Annotated in this window: 11 protein-coding genes; 5 read left to right on the forward strand and 6 right to left on the reverse strand. The window is 39.8% G+C overall.

The genetic code is table 11. From position 1 onward, the window contains the following. Positions 1–498: 498 nt before the first annotated feature. The 3 genes from BV375_RS29650 to BV375_RS29660 all read right to left on the reverse strand — a co-directional run bounded on the left by BV375_RS29650 (position 499) and on the right by BV375_RS29660 (position 7,930). Positions 499–2,379, reverse strand: a complete 1,881-nt coding sequence (locus BV375_RS29650) for a hypothetical protein (RefSeq protein ID WP_086767176.1) — start codon at positions 2,377–2,379, stop codon at positions 499–501. Then, positions 2,357–6,859 carry a translation initiation factor IF-2 N-terminal domain-containing protein gene (locus tag BV375_RS29655; protein WP_086767178.1) on the reverse strand — a complete coding sequence of 1,501 codons (4,503 nt, stop codon included), beginning with the start codon at positions 6,857–6,859 and terminating at the stop codon, positions 2,357–2,359. The genes BV375_RS29650 and BV375_RS29655 overlap by 23 nt, the downstream gene beginning before the upstream one ends. A 153-nt stretch (positions 6,860–7,012) precedes the next feature. Then, positions 7,013–7,930, reverse strand: a complete 918-nt coding sequence (locus tag BV375_RS29660; protein ID WP_086767180.1) for a histone deacetylase — start codon at positions 7,928–7,930, stop codon at positions 7,013–7,015. Between the two features lie 124 nt (positions 7,931–8,054). On the opposite strand from BV375_RS29660, the gene BV375_RS29665 reads away from it, so the two are divergent. Further along, the gene (locus BV375_RS29665; RefSeq protein WP_086767182.1) at positions 8,055–8,576 is read left to right on the forward strand and encodes a hypothetical protein; all 522 of its coding nucleotides are present in this window, start codon (positions 8,055–8,057) and stop codon (positions 8,574–8,576) included. Positions 8,577–8,642: 66 nt separating this feature from the next. Beyond that, positions 8,643–9,668 (forward strand): mechanosensitive ion channel family protein, encoded by a 1,026-nt coding sequence (locus BV375_RS29670; RefSeq protein ID WP_086767184.1) that lies wholly within the window; start codon positions 8,643–8,645, stop codon positions 9,666–9,668. 128 nt (positions 9,669–9,796) lie between these two features. Here the strand turns inward: BV375_RS29670 and BV375_RS29675 are convergent, their stop codons facing one another. Both BV375_RS29675 and BV375_RS29680 read right to left on the reverse strand, forming a co-directional pair. Beyond that, on the reverse strand, positions 9,797–11,500 hold the full coding sequence (locus BV375_RS29675; protein ID WP_086767186.1) for an S-layer homology domain-containing protein: 1,704 nt from the start codon (positions 11,498–11,500) through the stop codon (positions 9,797–9,799). Positions 11,501–11,637: 137 nt separating this feature from the next. Next, the gene (locus tag BV375_RS29680) at positions 11,638–12,378 is read right to left on the reverse strand and encodes a Uma2 family endonuclease (RefSeq protein WP_086767188.1); all 741 of its coding nucleotides are present in this window, start codon (positions 12,376–12,378) and stop codon (positions 11,638–11,640) included. A 195-nt stretch (positions 12,379–12,573) separates the two neighbouring features. Between BV375_RS29680 and BV375_RS29685 the strand changes: the two genes are divergently transcribed. Beyond that, positions 12,574–13,464, forward strand: a complete 891-nt coding sequence (locus tag BV375_RS29685) for an alpha/beta fold hydrolase (RefSeq protein ID WP_086767190.1) — start codon at positions 12,574–12,576, stop codon at positions 13,462–13,464. Between the two features lie 108 nt (positions 13,465–13,572). Further along, entirely contained in the window at positions 13,573–14,631 is a 1,059-nt protein-coding gene (locus BV375_RS29690; protein WP_086767192.1) for a serine/threonine-protein kinase, read from the forward strand. 455 nt (positions 14,632–15,086) lie between these two features. On the opposite strand, the gene BV375_RS29695 is transcribed toward BV375_RS29690, so the two are convergent. Next, the gene (locus BV375_RS29695) at positions 15,087–16,667 is read right to left on the reverse strand and encodes a hypothetical protein (protein ID WP_339376844.1); all 1,581 of its coding nucleotides are present in this window, start codon (positions 16,665–16,667) and stop codon (positions 15,087–15,089) included. Positions 16,668–17,093: 426 nt separating this feature from the next. Between BV375_RS29695 and BV375_RS29700 the strand changes: the two genes are divergently transcribed. Further along, complete coding sequence (locus tag BV375_RS29700) at positions 17,094–18,473, forward strand: FecR family protein (RefSeq protein WP_086767196.1); 1,380 nt, start codon at positions 17,094–17,096, stop codon at positions 18,471–18,473. The last annotated feature ends 118 nt before the right edge of the window (positions 18,474–18,591 follow it).

Genomic DNA, 18,591 nt, shown 5'->3' on the forward strand with positions numbered 1-18,591 from the left:
AACACTAAATTTTTTACTACTCTTGCAACTAAAAAACTATTAATTGTGCAATAGATAACTAGTAAAAAACCATTAGTAATAGATTTTGTTGAATGCTAAGAATTCATGTATAAAGGTGAGCAAAAAATGTATTGTCTATCACATTTATTCCATGCTTAATACCGCTAACAATCTTCCAAACTCCTCGATTTGCAAAACATGCTATTCCGCATTCATATTTTTATTTATCAACACAAAGCCAGGAAAACCGGATGTTTTAGCTGGGTAGTAATTATTTTTTTTTGGTTAAATTTTAATCATTATTGCTTGAACGCACGGTAGCCTGTCGCTTTTGTAACTAAATGTTTACTTACCAATTTCATGTGAGGCTACACGTTATCGCTCGCCGCAAGCTAATATAATATGCATTTTTATATCAAGTTGGGATGAGGGGTATAACTCATCACAAAGCGACTAGGAGTCTGATTTATTTTACGAGTATTAAATCAAATCTTGCGCCTAGTCCTTAACTTTTCTTCTGGTCTTTTTTTCTATTTGTCCTTTTTTTGGCTTTGTCCCTGGTTCATCTTTCTTGGGTTGAGGTACATTTTGCTGCAAGATCAAATCATCGGGGGCATCATTTTTTGAGACAATCTGGAGACGGAGAAACTGTGACCACACTTCATTGTTGAGTAAATTTAAAGCAGTCTCCCGGTTGTGTATAGCGATCGCATTGATAACTTGACGCCATCCCTCTCGTAATAAATCAACAAAAATTTCTTCTCCTGTAACCTGACTCAGCAACGAAAGTGCTAATTTAAAACTTCTTAAATCATTAGGCAAATTATTCGACCTTAACGCCGGAAGTACCGTATTTAGCCATATGGGTAACAGTTCCAGCCAGTTATTTTTTTCTATTTCTGTAACTGCTATCTCTTCCATACCCAATGCACCCCAAATGCACACAGCCTCTACAGCTAGTTGAGCATCACAGTTTTCTAAAGCCTGTGCCCATAATTGTTGAGCATAGTTTTGAAAGCGATTGGCGAGAAATTCATAGGCCTGCTGGACTTGATTGGGAATCGTTACTTGATAAACAGACTCGCCTGTTGGTATTTGATAGCCGCCAGAAGAAAGCCAGTGATATGAGCCGCAAAGATAAATTTCTCGATCAACTATTACTTCTTTGAGGTGGGAATCTCCTAACCAAGAAACCTGTACAGCTGACAAACCTTCAGGGGTTTTAATTGCTCGCAGTTTTTCTGCAATTTCTAGTAGTATTGGTGATTCTTCATCTTCTTGTCGCTGTGCAATTCCCCATCCAATTAAAATCCCAACTCCACGCTTGGCTAACTGCTGTAGTGAATTCAGGAATTCCTCATTTACTAGTACCTGATTTACCCAAGGGGAATAGATAATAATTTGATGTTTTGCCCTATTTACAATTTCTAAAAAAGTTTGATTAATTTGGCGATCGCGTAACTGTATAACTTGTTTCGTATTAGCTTTTAAAGCCTGTTGCCGAATCTTTTCAAGTTTGGCTTCAATTTCACTATTTTTATATTTAAGGACTGCTTCCTGCTCAAAATTGATGCTTTTATTTGATGATTTACACAGAGCATCCAAAGAAAGCTTACCTTCAGATAGCAGTATTTCCAGCCATTTTGAACGAGAATCTAAAATCTGCTTTCCTCGCCGCAGTTGTAAGCAAATTTTATCTTCCTTGGCATCAAAAATCAAAAAAAGAGATATTTTTCGCCAAATAGTTTGAGTTGGAGCTATCACCCTAAAAGCTGTGACAATCTTTCCGGTTTCTGGTACATGAAGTGCTACACCAGAAGCCTGAAGGCTTGTTTGAATTTGCTCCAAACTTAAGGAAGAAATTTCATTAATTTTAAAATCAATATTTAAAATATTAGCTAAACTCAGCAGGTTGATAACGACTTCATTTAATGGTTCACCCTGAAAAGTTACGGTTTCGCCTAAAGAGTCTGTAATTGCATGAATTTGTACAGTATATGGAGGCTGTGGTACAGAACCTTTCTCATAAAATAAGCGCCCTTGCTCGGTAACTGTAATAAATGATTTTTGTGCTAGAGTTTGCAACTTTTGTAGAGTTGCAATTGTACTTTGGACAAATACTGTATCAAGTCCTAATATGGATGCTAATTCATTAGCTGTGGGTGATGGCTCAAATTCAATCCCAGCGCGAATAATAAATTCTTCTAGGACATTAAATGGACGGGGTTCTGTAATAGTGAGTTCTACTGTTGTTTGATGTAAACTATAGCGTAATTGACGCGCTGATAAAACTAATAATTGAGGATTTTGCGATTCAATCTCTTCAACTATATTGCTGAGACTATCATCAATAGGTTTAGCCGAAGATGCGTGAAACATCAACGAAACCTCCATGATGATTTACAATATTTGCAACCTCTGAGTACATATTGCCGACTTTACCTGGTTGTTGGGTAAATAAATCGTGACAACCCACAATTACCAGTAATTCTTGAGCGCGAGAAAAAGCCACATTCACCCGTTCTGGCTTTTTAGCAAATCCCACATCTCCCTTACTGTTGTTGCGAACCATACTTACAATGACAACGGGACGTTCCATACCTTGAAATCTATCAACTGTACCAGTCCGAATTTGCAGTGAAGGGAAAAGTTCTGATTGTAAGCGTTCATCAATTTTTCTTAGTTGAGCGCCGTAAAAGGTGATTACTGCTATTTCTTTTTTAGGTTCACCACAAGCGACTTTCGCAGACCAAGTATTTTCAAATTGCTGACACAAAGCTTCAATTACATCAATTTCCTGAAGATTAAATAAGGAAGTTCCTTCTCGCTGTTCTTGAAAATCATTTTCTCTGGGCATTTTCACCCAAAGCAGATGATGATCGGGTTGAATGATTTCACCTGTTAAATCATGGGCGCGTTTAATATCAGGCTGTAAAATTCCGCATTCTAGTTTGCCCTCATAAAATTGATTGATTGCACCCATAATATAAGGATGCATTCGATATTGAGTAGTTAACATTTGTTTGATGCTTTGATCTGCATCTTCAAATTGACTTTTAAATAGCGATTCTTCTAAAAATTGCAGTTCGTCTCGTGTACTGCCAATTTCTTGAACAACTTCTTCTAAAGTATTAGTATCAAGCATCGGTGGTAGTTGTTTATGGTCGCCCACCATGACTAACTTTTTACCCTTTAAGGCTGGGATGAGTAACTCTGGTGGAGTACACTTGCTAACCTCGTCAACAATGACGACATCAAAGTATTTGAATTCTTCAGAAAAATCCCGTCCTGCTGCTTGTACACAGGTGATACCAACGACGTTGGCATTATCTAAATAAATTTGCCTTAAATCATTGCGATCGCGCTCAGATGGGTTGCGTACTTTTTCAATCCAATCTTGGATAAAATTTTGATATTTATTGAGATGAGTTTCGTCTTGATTTAGTTGATTTTGCCAAGCTTCAAACTGTGATTTGATGCTGCGTAAAAATTCTAAATCATACAGGTTAATAGCAGCAATTTTAGACTTAAATCTATCAGGTATTGCTTGCCATTCTATCTCCCACCAGTTTCGCTCTAATAACAAACTTTCTGATAGCTGTGGTTGTGACTTTCGGGTTATTTCAGCTATTTCTATTTTTAGGCTATCAAGTTGTTGTTGAAAAATTGTAGTTTCTTCTTGTAACCTAGATAAATGTTCAAATAGAGTAATTTTGATATCTTCTAATACAGCAAAAGGCTCAATTGATGCTATCAAACTTTCAAGCTGACTGAGGTGATTTATCCAATAATGAACGTGCTTGGAGAATTCTTGAGGTTTTTCCCAAATATTTGCTTGGGTTGTGAGATATTGTTCAGCTAAAGTACGTAATTGATTAGGAACGTTTGACTGTTGGTTGAGTTCTTGCAATATATTGATAACTCTTGCAAGTTTTAAATTCGCATCTTGTCGCGCTGTTTCTATCTGGTTTTGAGCATTTAATATTTGCTGTTGAGCAATTTCATTATTTTGTAGTTCATTTAATTGTCGTTGCAGATGTTGAAGCTGCTGTTCTGTTTCTGTTTTGACTTTTAAAACACATTGGCGCGCATTTCCTAAGATACTATCTATGAGTTCTTGGGTAATTTGACTGAGAGTAGATGCACTATTATCTGGTTCCCAACAAGCACCATAAGTTTGTTGAATTCTGCTTAAAAAAATCTGAGCAGTTTCGACTAGAGTTTTTCGTTGATTTGTTGCCAGATATTGATAGTTATTAAATTGTTGATAAATTTCCTGCCATTGAGTACGAGCGCTTGTTTCCAATACTATCGGCAGTTGGCTGAAATTTTGCTGTAAAAAATAGCTAAAACTATGCTGTTTACCTTTTCTGTTATTAAAATCACCTTCCATCTCATAAGCTATTGCTTTTGTCAATAACTCCCAATCAGGTAGATTGACTGTGTAATTTGCTGGCATCAGTGATATTTTTAAAGAATTAGCCAAACTCACCAATTCGGGTGGTAATTGCATCAAATCTACTGTTAATGCTTGAGCAGTCTGGCGAGAGTGATTCAAAATTTCTGCCACTTGATAATTTGCCGTAGACTTCCACTCTTTAACGGCGTTTATCACTAAATCGATTTCTTGTTTGCGGTTTTCCCAAGTTTGGATTGTTTGTTGTAGGCTTTGCTGTTTAGTAAAGAATTGCTGATGCTCTTTTTGTAACTGATGCAAATCGCTAGAATGTTGCTTAAAAACCTGCACTGCTGCTACAACTTCTAACATCGCTACATTTGCACTCTGAGCATAAATTAACGCAGTTCTAAATTCAGGAATTCCCAACCCTACAGTCTCGCGTAGCCAAACGGCTAATCCAAAAGCACCGCATTGAGGTTGAACAAAGCCAAGTATATTGGTCAAACTGATGGCTTTACTAACATTTACTAAAAAGGTTTTGACTAAATTATTACCTTCTGTATAGGGTCTAAGATGGGGTAAAAAATTTGTAATCTCTGGAGCTTCCCAATTGACTATAGAGGGCGTATCAAGGAGGCTTTCTAAGCCTGAAATTAAAGTTTCTACCTCAGCTTTTTTGGCTAAGGCTTCTTGATAAAGTGATTCTTGCTTTTTTAGATCTACCTCTAATTTTGGCTGGAGTTGAGTTCTTTCCTGTTGACTCTGTTGAAATTCTTCTTCGGCTTTGAAGTAAGCGGTAAATCTTTGTGATGATCCCAATAATTGACGAAAAATCTCTACATTTTTGTGGCGTTTACTGAGATTGTTTTCGCAGTCAGTAGCAGTATTGTCTAACCAAGTACCAATCACTTGGTCTTCTAAAAATGGTTGTCCTTCCTCCCCAACTTTTTCAGCGCGTCCTTTGCGTATCGCCCGAATTACAGGGTTGTGAACTAATCGGCTGAGGGCGTTATCAACTGCTAAATTGGCTTGCGAGGCAATTAAGGTACGTCCACCTCGTAAAGCAATTTGATAGCAAATCTCAGCAATTACGGTAGTTTTCCCTGTACCAGGTGGCCCTTGAATCAAAACCAGATCTTCGGCGGAAAGTACCGTTTCTACTGCTGCTTTTTGACCAGGGTTAGCGGAGGAAAGTAATAAATCTTGTGCTTGTAGTTGGACAGTTTTTTGAATTGGTCTAGCTTGGGAAGCGTCGAATAAGAAATTGCCCAAGTAAGGATTTTGAGTGCGACCATTATTCAAATCGTCTAAGGCTTTTTTCTTGCGTTGAATTTGTCTGATGTCCCCCAGTGCTTCAAAACACAAAAATCCAGTGTTGGGAAACTGATAACGTCCGCTTGCTATGTAGTCAGCTAAGTCCCGTTCCAGCCTGACGCTGATAATGCAACGCTTGGTGTCAACTTCTTCAATAGCTCCTAATAAGCGGCTTTGCTGCCAGTTTTTTCCTGTGGGTGCAGTCTCGAACAGCTTTAAGTCATCGTTTTTGGCTTTTCTGACCCGTTCCCAAAAGTTGGCTACATCCAAGGGATTTTCGTTAGAACCGTCAAGGGTAGCTGAGGCGATATCAATTTCAAAACTGATCCGCCTTTTAAAGTTGTAGTTGTGGCTTGTATAAGGGACACAGAATTGACGTGCTTGAGCAATTCTTTCTTCAATCTGCAAAAATGCTTTCCAGGCTTTGAGTTGTTCTTCTGTAGGCACATAGTCGCCACAAATTGGTGCGGCGAACATACGTGTAAATATTGATGAGGGAAGACCGATATGATGCTCATGGTTGGGCAAAAGCCGTAAGCGAAAGGGCACAGCATAAGCATCGGCTTGTCCCCGTGAGGGTTGGAGTAAATAAGCAGACAGTATTTTTAAACCGTCATCGCTATTTGGTTGTACTGCTGCTTTAAATCCTAAAGTTTTTCCTAGCTTCTGAAGTCTGAGGGGTAATTTACTATCGTCTGAGTCTGTCGCTACGACTAAATCCCAAATTTCTTCTTTTGCAGCTCTCCCCGCGCCCTTACGACGGACATAAAATAGACAAGGCTTTTGACCGAAACATTCATACATTAACTCGTGGGCATATTCTCGGCGCTCCCCAAATTCGGGATATTCTGCAACGGTGGATGCGTCTTCAAGATGACGGATAAAACTATCAATCATCGAATTTACGAACATATAGCCCCAATCTTCGGAGGCTTTTTTCATTCTTGAGGAATTTGCTGGTAGAGAAGCAACCTTGGCGGCTGGTGGTTTTGCAGCTTTGCGAAGGCGTTCTGCCTCGAATTCTGAGATTGTACTGCTGGGGCTTTTGGCTACAATGTTGAGTTCAGCGCAAATTGCTAGTAGCTTTTTGCTATCTACTTTTAATTCGGTTGATAGTTCGTAGATTCTGACTTTGGTTTTGTTCATCCAGTAACCGCCAGGAAGATTTTCTATTTATGAGAATAAAACCACAGATAAACACAGATAAACACCGATGGCTTATCTGTGTTCATCGGTGTTCATCTGTGGTTCCAAATAATAAATCAGGATTTTTACCATTCGCATTGAGGAAGTACTGTATTAAAGTCTATATTGTCTGTAGACTTGACTGGCAGCCCGATGTATTAGAGAGTGTCGCCACACGAGGGAGTTCAAATCATCGGCGTAACCGCCACCAATGACGCAGGCGACGGGATAACCAGCACCGACACAAGTACTTAAAACCTGCATTTCTCGACGGAAAATGCCACTGTCGGTTAAAGCTAATTTTCCCAGGCGATCGCCTACATGAGGATCTACTCCGGCATCATAAAAAACTAAATCTGGTTGCACTTGAGATAATAAATCTGGTAAATACTTTGCTAAGGTTTGCAGGTAGGCGTCATCTTCCATTCCTACTGGTAGGGGAACATCCAAATCACTTTTCTGTTTGGTGCCAGGAAAATTGACTTCACAATGCATCGAAAATGTGAAAACGCTTTCGTCTTCTTGGAAAATAAACGCTGTACCGTCGCCTTGGTGTACATCTAAATCCACAATTAAGATTTTTTGCACAAGTCCGAGTTTTTGTAAAACGCGGGATGCGATCGCTAAATCATTGAAAATACAAAAACCAGATCCATAACTGGGAAAGGCGTGGTGAGTTCCGCCTGCTGTATTGCAAGCTAAACCTTGACTTAGTGCTAGTTGGGCAGTGAGTATTGTACCACCAACAGCTATACAGGTACGATTTGCCAGTGCTGGACTCCAAGGTAAACCAATGCGCCGTTGGGCTTTAACATCTAAGGTTCCCTCACAGTAGGCTTGAACGTAGTTTGGAGTGTGAACTAACTCTATTAACTCTGGTGGCGGACGTTTAGGAGTGTGACATTGTTCGATTTGCGCCACACCATCAGTTAACAGTAATTCGTAGAGTTGGCGGAACTTCGACATCGGGAAGCGATGTCCTGGGGGTAAAGGAGCAATGTAATCTGGGTGATAAATAATTGGCAGATCCATGTTATTTATTTTGAACCACAGCCTGTTGCCCTCCACGTCTCATTTGATGAAACCCAACTGTTGTTTACACTAAAAGTTACAAGTAAAACATAGCCAAGCAGCCTCAGTGCTTGTTTTGTAGCCGATGATGCAACTAAAAACTGTCTGGCAATCGGGAAGTGGCGATCCGGAAAATCCCCAAATCTTAGCTACCATTGGCCAATGGTGGACAAATTTAAATAGTAAAGAAGTTACCTGGCAACAGCGAATAATTACGCAAAATACTGAAGTCGATCGCATTGACTGGGAACCAAAGCGGTTCGATGAAAAGTTTGCGATCGCTAACCCAGAAATTCGTGGTATTACTCTCTATTGGCGTAAACCTGATTCTCCGCAGGAACGTAACACTACGCCACACCAACTAATTCTTGATAGCCTGCACCAATATTTATATATTTTTCCCCAGTCACAAAAAGAACTAGTTATTAGGGTAGGTTTACCGTCAATTACCTATCAAACAATTTCTCTCACAAATCCCCAATATTTATATAATCCATCTGGTGAAAACCATATCCTCACATTACAGGATGCAAGGCAACAGCTGGAAGTAAAAGTTACTATGAGTCCAGAAAATCTCAAACAGTTACTTCGGCAACTTACAAGGTAAAATTTACCAGGTGTGAGTTACTCTCACCGAGTACCGTAATTTTAAATATCAAATTTCAAATTGACTATGATGCAATGGATTCTACCAATTGTATTGATTCTGGCTGGCTTACTAGCTGGAATAATTGCGGAAAAATTTCTCTTCAAAAAGCTGAAAATATTTGTTACCAAAACAAAAATTCCTGGAAGTGAAATTATATTTTCCTCTCTGCATCGCATGACCTTTCTGTGGTTTGCACTTGCGGGATTTTTGGCAGCAATTTTGAGTGCTCCGATTAAGCCAGATGTTGCTAACTTACTGCAAAAAATCATTACTATAGTTGTACTGTACTCAGTGACTCTAGTTCTGGCTAGATTGACTGCTGGTTTTGTGAATTTATTTACCCACAGAACCGAAGGCGTTTCAACATCACTAGTTTCTAATATTGCTAAAGCTGCTGTCTTAGTTTTAGGGTCACTAATTTTATTGCAAACAGTAGGTGTACAAATTACACCAATAGTCACAACTTTAGGAATTAGTGGTCTCGCAGTTGGTTTAGCACTTAAAGATACCTTAGAAAATTTGTTTTCCGGTTTTTATCTGCTTATCTCCAAACAAGTCAGAACTGGAGATTATGTAAAGCTAGAAGATAGCCATGAAGGATATGTGATAGATATATCTTGGCGAAATACAACTATTAGAGAGCTTTCTAATAACGTCATAATTGTGCCAAATTTAAAGTTGGCTTCTGCAATTTTTATTAATTATCATTTACCAGTCAAAGAAATTACATTAACGATTAATGTTGGGGTTGATTATGATAGCGATCTAGAACAAGTAGAAAAAGTCACTGTTCAAGTTGCGAAAGAAGTAATGCAAGAGATAGCACCAGAATTAATAGCCAATGAACCTTACATAAGGTTTCACAAATTTGGAGATTTTAGTATAGATTTTACTTTATATATGCGTGTCAATGAATTCTTTGACCAGCGTATTGGGAAACATTTATTTATTAAAAAATTGCACAAGCGATATCAGCAAGAAGGTATTAAAATTCCCTTTCCATCTAGAGAATTGTATATGCAAGAAAATTCTGCAAAAATCGAACAATAAAAAATTTGCAGATTCCTCTTTTACCCTTTGCCAATTCCCTCTCTCGTTAAAAAATAGCAACGAAAAACCCGGTCTTTCTCGTAATAATAAACCGGGTTTTGAAAATTAGTAAATTACTGTTCTAACTATCACTTTCTACCTGGAGTGCGTCCACCTTCATCGTTGCTACCACCGTGGGGATGAGAATTACCGGGGTCGCAACCTTCGGCACCATTACCTATGCCTTGGTTACAATGACGGCGTGGTTTTCCACTTTCTGCTGGGGTTATACTTTCATCCAAAACTTCAGAACGCTGGGTTTTTTCGACAGCATACTGAGAAGGTATATCTGCCACTTCACCAGTACTAACCAATGATTTATATATCAAAGCAGTCACTTCAGCTCTTGTTGCTACTTTGTTAGCATTCAGAGTTTGGACATCAGGATAATTGACTACAATACCTCGTTGTGTGAGTGCAGCGATCGCATTGCGGACATCGCTACGAATTGAAGTAGTATCGGTGTAGGCTGCTAAAATCGTTTCGGTAGAACCGCTAAATGTGTAGTTTAGTCCTCGCGCTAAAGTTAGCAAAACTTCCAGGCGAGAAAGACTTTGCGCAGGGTTAAATTGATTACCAGAAACTGATAGAAAGCCTGTTGAATATGCTTCGCGGACAGCATTATATGCCCAGTGCTTAGTAGAAACATCCCTAAAACTGATAGGGTTGCGAACTTTCACCTTGTCAAAAGCCTGACTAAGCATCGCCGCAAATTGCGCGCGAGTCAACTGTTCATCAGGACGAAAACTACCATCGGGAAAACCTTGGATAACTTGTAAGGCTGCTAATTCAGCAATAAAATCTTTAGCCCAGTGGTTTTCTGATACATCGTCAAACTTAACTTGAACACTGCTGTCTACGCCAAACTCGCGAAACTTCATCATCATCTGGCTGACATTGTAGACAGAGTTATTGTCATCGCTGAGTTCAATTGGTTCCACCAATTCACCAGGTCTAGCCTTCAAAGCTAAAGCTGAGCTGGAACTGAAAGCATTAATTGATTGGCGCACCAAGGTATACTCACCTTGAGTAAAAGAAGAAGGATAAACGCTGGTGAGTGGAACTGTTGACCAACCCTGGACTTGGAATTGGCTAACATTGATTGACTGTGAACTAGTTAGGAAGCTAACACGTTCGTTGCTGACTTGGGTGAAGTAGTCGTAAGTGGTACTACCCGTGTCAATTTTGCCGTCTGAGTTGGCATCAACACCATAAACAGTGCGGACAACTTGATACTCACTAGGGTTAGCAGACAAGATTAAGTTAACTGTGGTGTTTGCTGCTAAACATTCAAATTCACTGTAGCCAATAAAGTGGTTTTGAGTATCATACAACCGCACGATAACGCGATCGCCTTCTCTCAAGCCCTTAACAAATTTGGCTTTTTGCTTAATCTTGTATTTGTAATCGCCCAAAAACCGTTCTTTTAAATAACTCTTGCCACGTTTACCCTTGACAGAAATACGGGTAATTACTTCCGAAAAATTACCAGCAGGTTGCCAAACAGCAAGATTAAATCCCGTTGCTTTTCCCTTGACGGAATTACTACTGATTACCTGGTTGCGGCGTTCTGTGGTCACAGTTCGCTGCCGAATAGTGGTGCTACGGGTCGTTTCTACTTCTTTATCAGCTAAAAGTTGTTGACTTGTAGAATTTCCTAGTGTTTGTGCGACGTTGGTAGAAGACCCTGAAGCCGTGTTGGCATAAGCTGTTGGCGAAAACATTGCTACAAAGGTAGCAGCAACAACAACTTTGCTTAAGTAAGCTAAGTAACTCTGATTTATGTGTTTCATCTTCAGTGCATACCGATAGGCTATTAGGTCGAAGGAAATCTATATTCCCTTGAACTATTAATCCCGTGATTTAGATGAAACTAACATCGATAATTTATACTTAGCTAGATAAAAAGCAAACTTCTAGTAAAGTAATATTACTGATCGCTCTGAAGACAACTTATTACTTCATCCACGCTTAGGCTAAGTGTATTTGCAACCTGCTCCACACTCAAACCCAACTCTAATAGTTTAGGTATTGCATCCAGTCGCGCTTGTTCGGCTGCTTGTCGTGCTTGTTCTGTTTCTTTGTAACTTAAGAGTCTTTTCTCAGTTTGGGGATGATAAAACCGTAATTCTCGGTCAATTACTCTCAAGTCCAAACTTAATACTTGGCTGTAAATGGAGAATACTCCATCAGCTAATAGTGTTGGTGCAATAGCTTGATATTTACCCTCAACCAAACTCCTACCTTTAAGTTGAGGATTAAGATAATCTCCTGTGGGGTCGTACTGAAAATATTCCTGTACGCCTAAAGCAGCATACTTCAAAGGTTTTTCTATTTCGTCATTTTCTTGAGTCGTTGCAGAAGTGATTTCCAAAACAAAACTAGGAACTTTCTTCCCTTCTTCCCAAACCTTGTAGCTAAGGCGCTTCTTTTTTTCTACCCCAAAGACCACAAACACATCAGGGGCGACTACAGCACTAGGAATACCTTTTTTGTAGTAAATAAAAAGGTTCCCCGATACATAAACATCATCTCGGTCTTGGAAATAAATATCTAGGGCTTCTACACCATAAATTAAATAATCGCGTGCTGGGTCGCTCTCTGCCATCGGTTTACCGTCAGAGTCCGGGTAGACAATCTCGGTCTTGAGTTGGTTGGAAGCAAGAGTCATAAGCAATTCAAAACTCAAAATTATAGAACCGAATTGTGACAAGCATCCTAGCTACTGAATCTATACCAATTCCATGCACAACAGCAAAGAACACAAGCCTAACCCAGGTGGGGTTGGTTCAAAAATAGCATTTTGTTCAGAACTCTTGCAGGTGAGAGATATTACTATAAAAACAATACTTTAGGAATCTTAATAATGAATTTAACTACCCAGCAGTTACCTTCAGTCACTTTGGAAAAATTCCTTTGGACTTGGCAGGGCTATAAAATTCAGTACACTGTTATGGGTACAGGACGCCCTCTGGTACTGGTTCATGGCTTTGGTGCTTCTATTGGACACTGGCGCAAAAATATCCCAGTTTTAGCAAATGCTGGTTATCAAGTTTTCGCTATAGATTTGTTGGGTTTTGGTGGTTCTGAGAAAGCACCAATTAATTACACCATAGAAGTTTGGGTGGAACTGCTCAAAGATTTTTGGACAGCACACATCAAAGAACCTGCCGTATTTATCGGTAATTCCATCGGCGCGCTTATCAGCTTGATGGTACTGGCAGAACATCCAGAAATTGCTGCGGGTGGTGTTTTAATTAACTCTGCTGGTGGGTTGAGCCATCGTCCTCACGAATTGAATCCACCACTACGCATTGTTATGTCAGCTTTTAACAGAGTAGTGCGATCGCCTATTACAGGCAAATTGGTTTTTAACCGCATCCGCCAAAAAGCCCAAATTCGCCGCACTCTTTACCAGGTTTACCGCAATCGTGAAGCAGTTACAGATGAATTAGTTGATTTACTTTATACTCCAGCTTGCGATCCGGGAGCACAGCAAGTTTTTGCATCAATTTTGACAGCACCTCCAGGTCCAAGCCCTGGGGAACTTTTGCCCAAGGTAGAACGTCCCCTATTGGTAATTTGGGGTGCTGATGACCCTTGGACACCAATTACGGGAGCAAAGATTTACGAACAAGCGCGTGAGAATGGCAAAGCAATCAAAATTATCCCCATTCCCAACGCTGGTCATTGTCCCCATGATGAAGTTCCAGATGTTGTCAATACCCAAATTGTGGATTGGCTAGCGCAAAGGTGATGATTTCGCGCATAGGCGTCTTCTAGATGTCTATGCGCCTTTGTGCAAGAGGGTCTTAACTTTTTCCCACTTCACATTGACAAAATTAAAATTGTGTGGTATTTGTTTATGGAACTTGATGTGCAAAATGGATATCAAGGGAATATCCCCTTCAGTAACTATCCAGATTTTTCTCAGCATGGCTATCAAGTTATCCAAGAATTAGGACGCAACCGGGAAGCGGGACGCACTACTTATCTGGCTCATGCACTCAAGACTGACCAAAGAGTAGTGATAAAAGAGTTTCGTTTTGCCAGTGTAATTCCTGATTGGTCTGGTTTGAAAGCTTATGAACGTGAAATTGAAATCCTACAACAACTAAATCATTCCCGCATTCCCCGCTATGTTGATTCTTTTGAAACATCAGCGGGTTTTTATATGTTGCAGGAATATAAAAACGCTCCATCCTTAGGATTAGAACGTAGCTTTCATCCTGAAGAAATTAAGCAAATTGCTGTTTCAGTGTTAGAAATTTTAGTTTATCTACAAAAGCAAGTAGCACCAATTATCCATCGGGACATAAAACCCGAGAATATTTTGGTAGATGACCTGCTTAATGCTTACCTAATAGATTTTGGTTTGGCTCGGATAAAAGGTGCAAAAATGACTCTCAGCAGTTTTGCTGCTGGAACTCCAGGTTTCATGCCACCAGAGGAACAGTTTGGTTATCCGCTAACTGAGGCATCAGATTTATATAGTTTAGGGGCAACACTAATTTGCTTACTCACTCGTACTCGTTCTGTAAATATTGGTCAGATACTTGATGCTAAACATCGTTTAAACTTTCAGAAATTAATTCCCCAAATTAGCCCATGTTTTAGGTCATGGCTAATGAAAATGGTGGCACAAAAACGTCAACATCGCTATGCTAATGCAGCTATTGCTTTGGAAGTACTGAAACCTATTCCAGTCATTGGTAATGCTACTAGTTTAGAAACTTTAGTTGCTACTGTAAAAAGTAGAAAAAAAACTTTTGTGCTAGGTCTAGCTGCTATTGGTACGCTGGCAGTAGCAGGAGCAAAGTTTATGATTACTCAATCGGCAGTGGTAAATAAGCAAGTGCTAGAAGCTAGAGAATGTCAAAGCTTAAACTCAACCTCCAATTGTCTAGATAAAAATAGACATTAATAAGAATTAAGTCGCTTCCATTTGTACATTTATGCTGGGAAGCAACATTTAAAAATGCGATCGCTGCTTCCATTTTCCTCAACCCAGAAATTGAGTTCTGGGCGGATCACTAAAATCCCAGTTAATCTAGTATTTCTTTTCTGTTCCCCATTCCTACGGCAGTCCGCTCAAGTCAAGAAACCCGCCCACGCGGCTGCCTCCCCGTTGTAGCAACTGCCGTCAAGTGGCGTGGAAACCCCCTGCGTACCCCAGGGCCGTTTCATTCGTAATGGTATGTATTTTGTCAATATGAATGGCGATAAATATCAGGGCAAAAGTCATAAATTGTTGACTATCTTGATGCCTAAGATTGAATACCAAGCTCGTTTTTTATCTCCTGAACCCTTGCATTTTTAAGCCTTTTAGGGAATGAAACAGCCCTGCCTGCGTACCCGTGGCTGCTTCACCTGTTCTTGTTAAAATTGACCTAAATCCCAGCTGTAATTAAGACCGAAAAACCAACCATCAAAATTAATGTTGGGAGCGTTAGACCCCCCAAAAGTAACACCACCTTGAACATTAAGATTGCTGTAGTTGGATACTCGATAAGTCAAGTGCCCAAATAACCGATGGAATTCGTCATCTCTCGAATCTGGGCGATTTGTAAAATTTGACAAGTTGAACTGGTAGTTAACCCCGACCTGTAGAGGTTGTTGCAAGTAGTAGCTCAAAGATAACCACATAGAATTTATGATCCGGCTACGATTTTCGGGGTCGGCAAAATTTATACTCAATTCATAAAAGCTATCAAGAAACAATCTGGAACTTAGGGGATCTCGTCGCCCTAAAGATAAGCGGAGTGAATTTTCGTTCAAAAAGCGATCGCCTGCCTTAAAAAAATCACCATTGTTTATATAAAACAAAAGTTGATTACTCCAAGCGATTTCTCCATACATACGGCGTGATAGTTGCTGGTACAAACTGAGGTTGAATCTCAATTGATTGTAATCATAGATTGATTGATCTATATAACGAATTTGATTGCCATCAATAGAAGCACTGATATAAGTCTTAGAACCTAACGGGAAATATGCAGAGGCTAATGTTAATCCATAAAAAATTAAACTGTCCTCTATAGGATCGACATTTGCAGAAAAAATGTTACTTGAATAAAAGTAACCGACACGAGCTTGTAAGTAGCCTACAGGTCTAAACTGAACCACAGGCTTTTCTATTGGTGTAGGTGGCTGTTGTTCTAGTGGAGGTGCTTGTGGTACTGTTCGTGGTCTTACCCGTAATCCCAGTTCTGGATTAGCTGTTGAAGGTGAAGACTGCGTTTGTTGTTGCAGTACTCGTCTAAGTGTCTCTAGCCTTTCCGAGTAATCGATTTGTGGAGTTTCTAAAAGTTGCTCTATTTCTCCTGGAGAAGGGTTAGGAAAAGTACCAGGTTGAACTTCTAACGGTGGCGGGTCATTTTGCTTTTCTAAATCTCTAGGTGTTTCTGGTGTTGCAGTACTTGGCTGAGAATTGGGGGCTTCTGGAGTGGCTTGAGTCGTTGCTTGTCCTAGCTGTGTTGAATTGGCTAGTTTTTGTAAGTTTACACTCCTCAAATCAATCGATTTTTTACACAAATTGTCTTCACAATCAACACTAGCTTTTGCAGTTTCTACAGCTAAGTCAGACACAGGTAACTGCAAGGAGCCATCTGAACTCAGGAGTCTGTCACCATAACTCTCTCCTTGATTAAATTTCAAAATGTCAATCTGCTTAGCGGAGGAGATATTGTAATGAGGGTTTGGAAAACACTGACTGTCATCTATATTTGCTAACTCAGCTGCTCCCAAGTCTAGCGATTGATGATGATTTGCATATGGCTGAAGCTGCTTGCATAGCTGATGAGAGATTTGTTTACTTGGTAAAGATGTGACTTTTAATGCTACATTCTTGGGAGGTCCTGGTATACTCGGTGACTCTATACCTAAATTTTCAGCCCATGCTTTATCTACATTGGTACAAACTGGGATTGCACCATTAGTAGTTAACAAAATCGTAAACAAAAAATTTTTCCAGCCCTTGGGTTGCATCTTTGATGGCGTTAATCGCGTTTGCCAAACGTAGATTCACAAGCTGCTTCGGAAATTCCTAATATAAATATCAAATTTCCAATTAACCTGTCCCTGATTTTTGCTTCTATTGTCGAAAATTCGAGCTTAAGATTAAAAATTACTATATATGATATTTGTACTTCTTCAACCAAAAACTTAGAGATATTAAATTTTATTATGTGTAAAGATATGAATGTATTAAGTTTAAAATGAACATGATATTAGCCGCACTCATTTTATTAGCATAAGCTAACTAATACTTAGGCGTACAAGCAAACTTACTTCAAAAGTATAAAATTTAACAAAAAAAGATTTTCAAAACAGAATTTATCTTTACTACAGATTGGCATTAGTTAAATCTTCTGAGCCTTCAAAATTATGCTTCAAAAATTTTTACCACTTTTAGTGATTGGTGTATGGGGAGCTGTAGTGTTGCCTTTTTCAGAACGAGCACGTGCAACTACTCCCCTGACACGAGCTGAAATTCAGGAACTGCGTAATTTAGTACAGCTAATTCCCAGAAATAGCCCTAAGAAGCGTCCAGCACGAAAATCAGATGCAATGATTCCTGGGGACGGGTTATCCACAGGTCGAGCGTCTCTTGCAGATTTACGCTTCAACGACGGCTCTTTAGCACGAGTTGGGGAACAAGCAGTATTTCAGTTTTTACCTAAAACCCGTAACTTCAGACTAACAAATGGAACTGTATTGCTGCTCATTCCACCTGGAAGAGGTCAAACACGTATACAAACACCGAATGCAGCAGCAGCTATCCGTGGTTCAGCATTATTTGTGCGCTACGACGAAAAAACAGATACCACAATTGTAGGTGCGCTAACAAACAGTGGCATTGAAGTCTCAAATAAACAAGCTTCTCAAAGTCAGGTGCTAGAAGCAGGGCAACTGATGGTTATTGTTAAGGGTAAATTTCAGGGTTTATACGATTTTGATCTCAGAAATTTCTATGAAACGAGCGATATGGTTCGAGGACTCGATTTAACTAGACAGAATCTTGCGCCTACACCAGATCCTGCGATCGCCAGTGTTCAAGCAGAAACCGCAACAGCTGTAGCTGCACAGACGCCAATTAAAGGCGAGGGAGTACTGGAAAACCCATCATTCTTAGAGATAACTGCTAGTTCTTCAAATTCTGCGAGCAATGAAAATAATAATGACATTAATAAAGACAATTCTTCATTAAATCCAATTAAAGATAATCTCTCAGTAGACTCTCTTGTAGACACAGGACAAGTCCAATTTAACGGGCAACCAGCGAACAATAATATTGGTGTTGATGCTACTCAAACTTCAACAAAACCACAAATCCCTTCATCAATACCTAGTGGAACAGTAATACCACCAAAGCCAGATAATCAGCCGCCAAAGCCGGACGTTGAACCGCCAAAGCCGGATAATCAACCTCCCAAACCGGACGTTGAACCGCCAAAGCCGGATGTTGAACCTCCCAAACCGGATAATCAACCGCCAAAGCCGGATGTTGAACCGCCAAAGCCGGATAATCAACCGCCAAAGCCGGACGTTGAACCGCCAAAGCCGGATAATCAACCTCCTAAGCCGGACGTTGAACCGCCAAAGCCGGATAATCAACCGCCAAAGCCAGATAATCAACCGCCAAAGCCAGATAATCAACCGCCAAAGCCAGATAATCAGCCGCCAAAGCCAGATAATCAGCCGCCAAATCCGGATAATCAACCGCCAAAGCCAGATAATCAGCCTCCGGAGCGACCAACTTCATAAAATTTTATGTAGCATAGACAACAAGCTTACATAAAAAAAGTTAACTACGTAAAAGATAGGGAAGTCGGACTGAGCCTGCTTCCCTATCTTCATTCCAGAGCTAATGCAAATTGATTTT

The organism is Nostoc sp. 106C (genome assembly GCF_002154725.1).
Lineage (GTDB): Bacteria > Cyanobacteriota > Cyanobacteriia > Cyanobacteriales > Nostocaceae > Aulosira.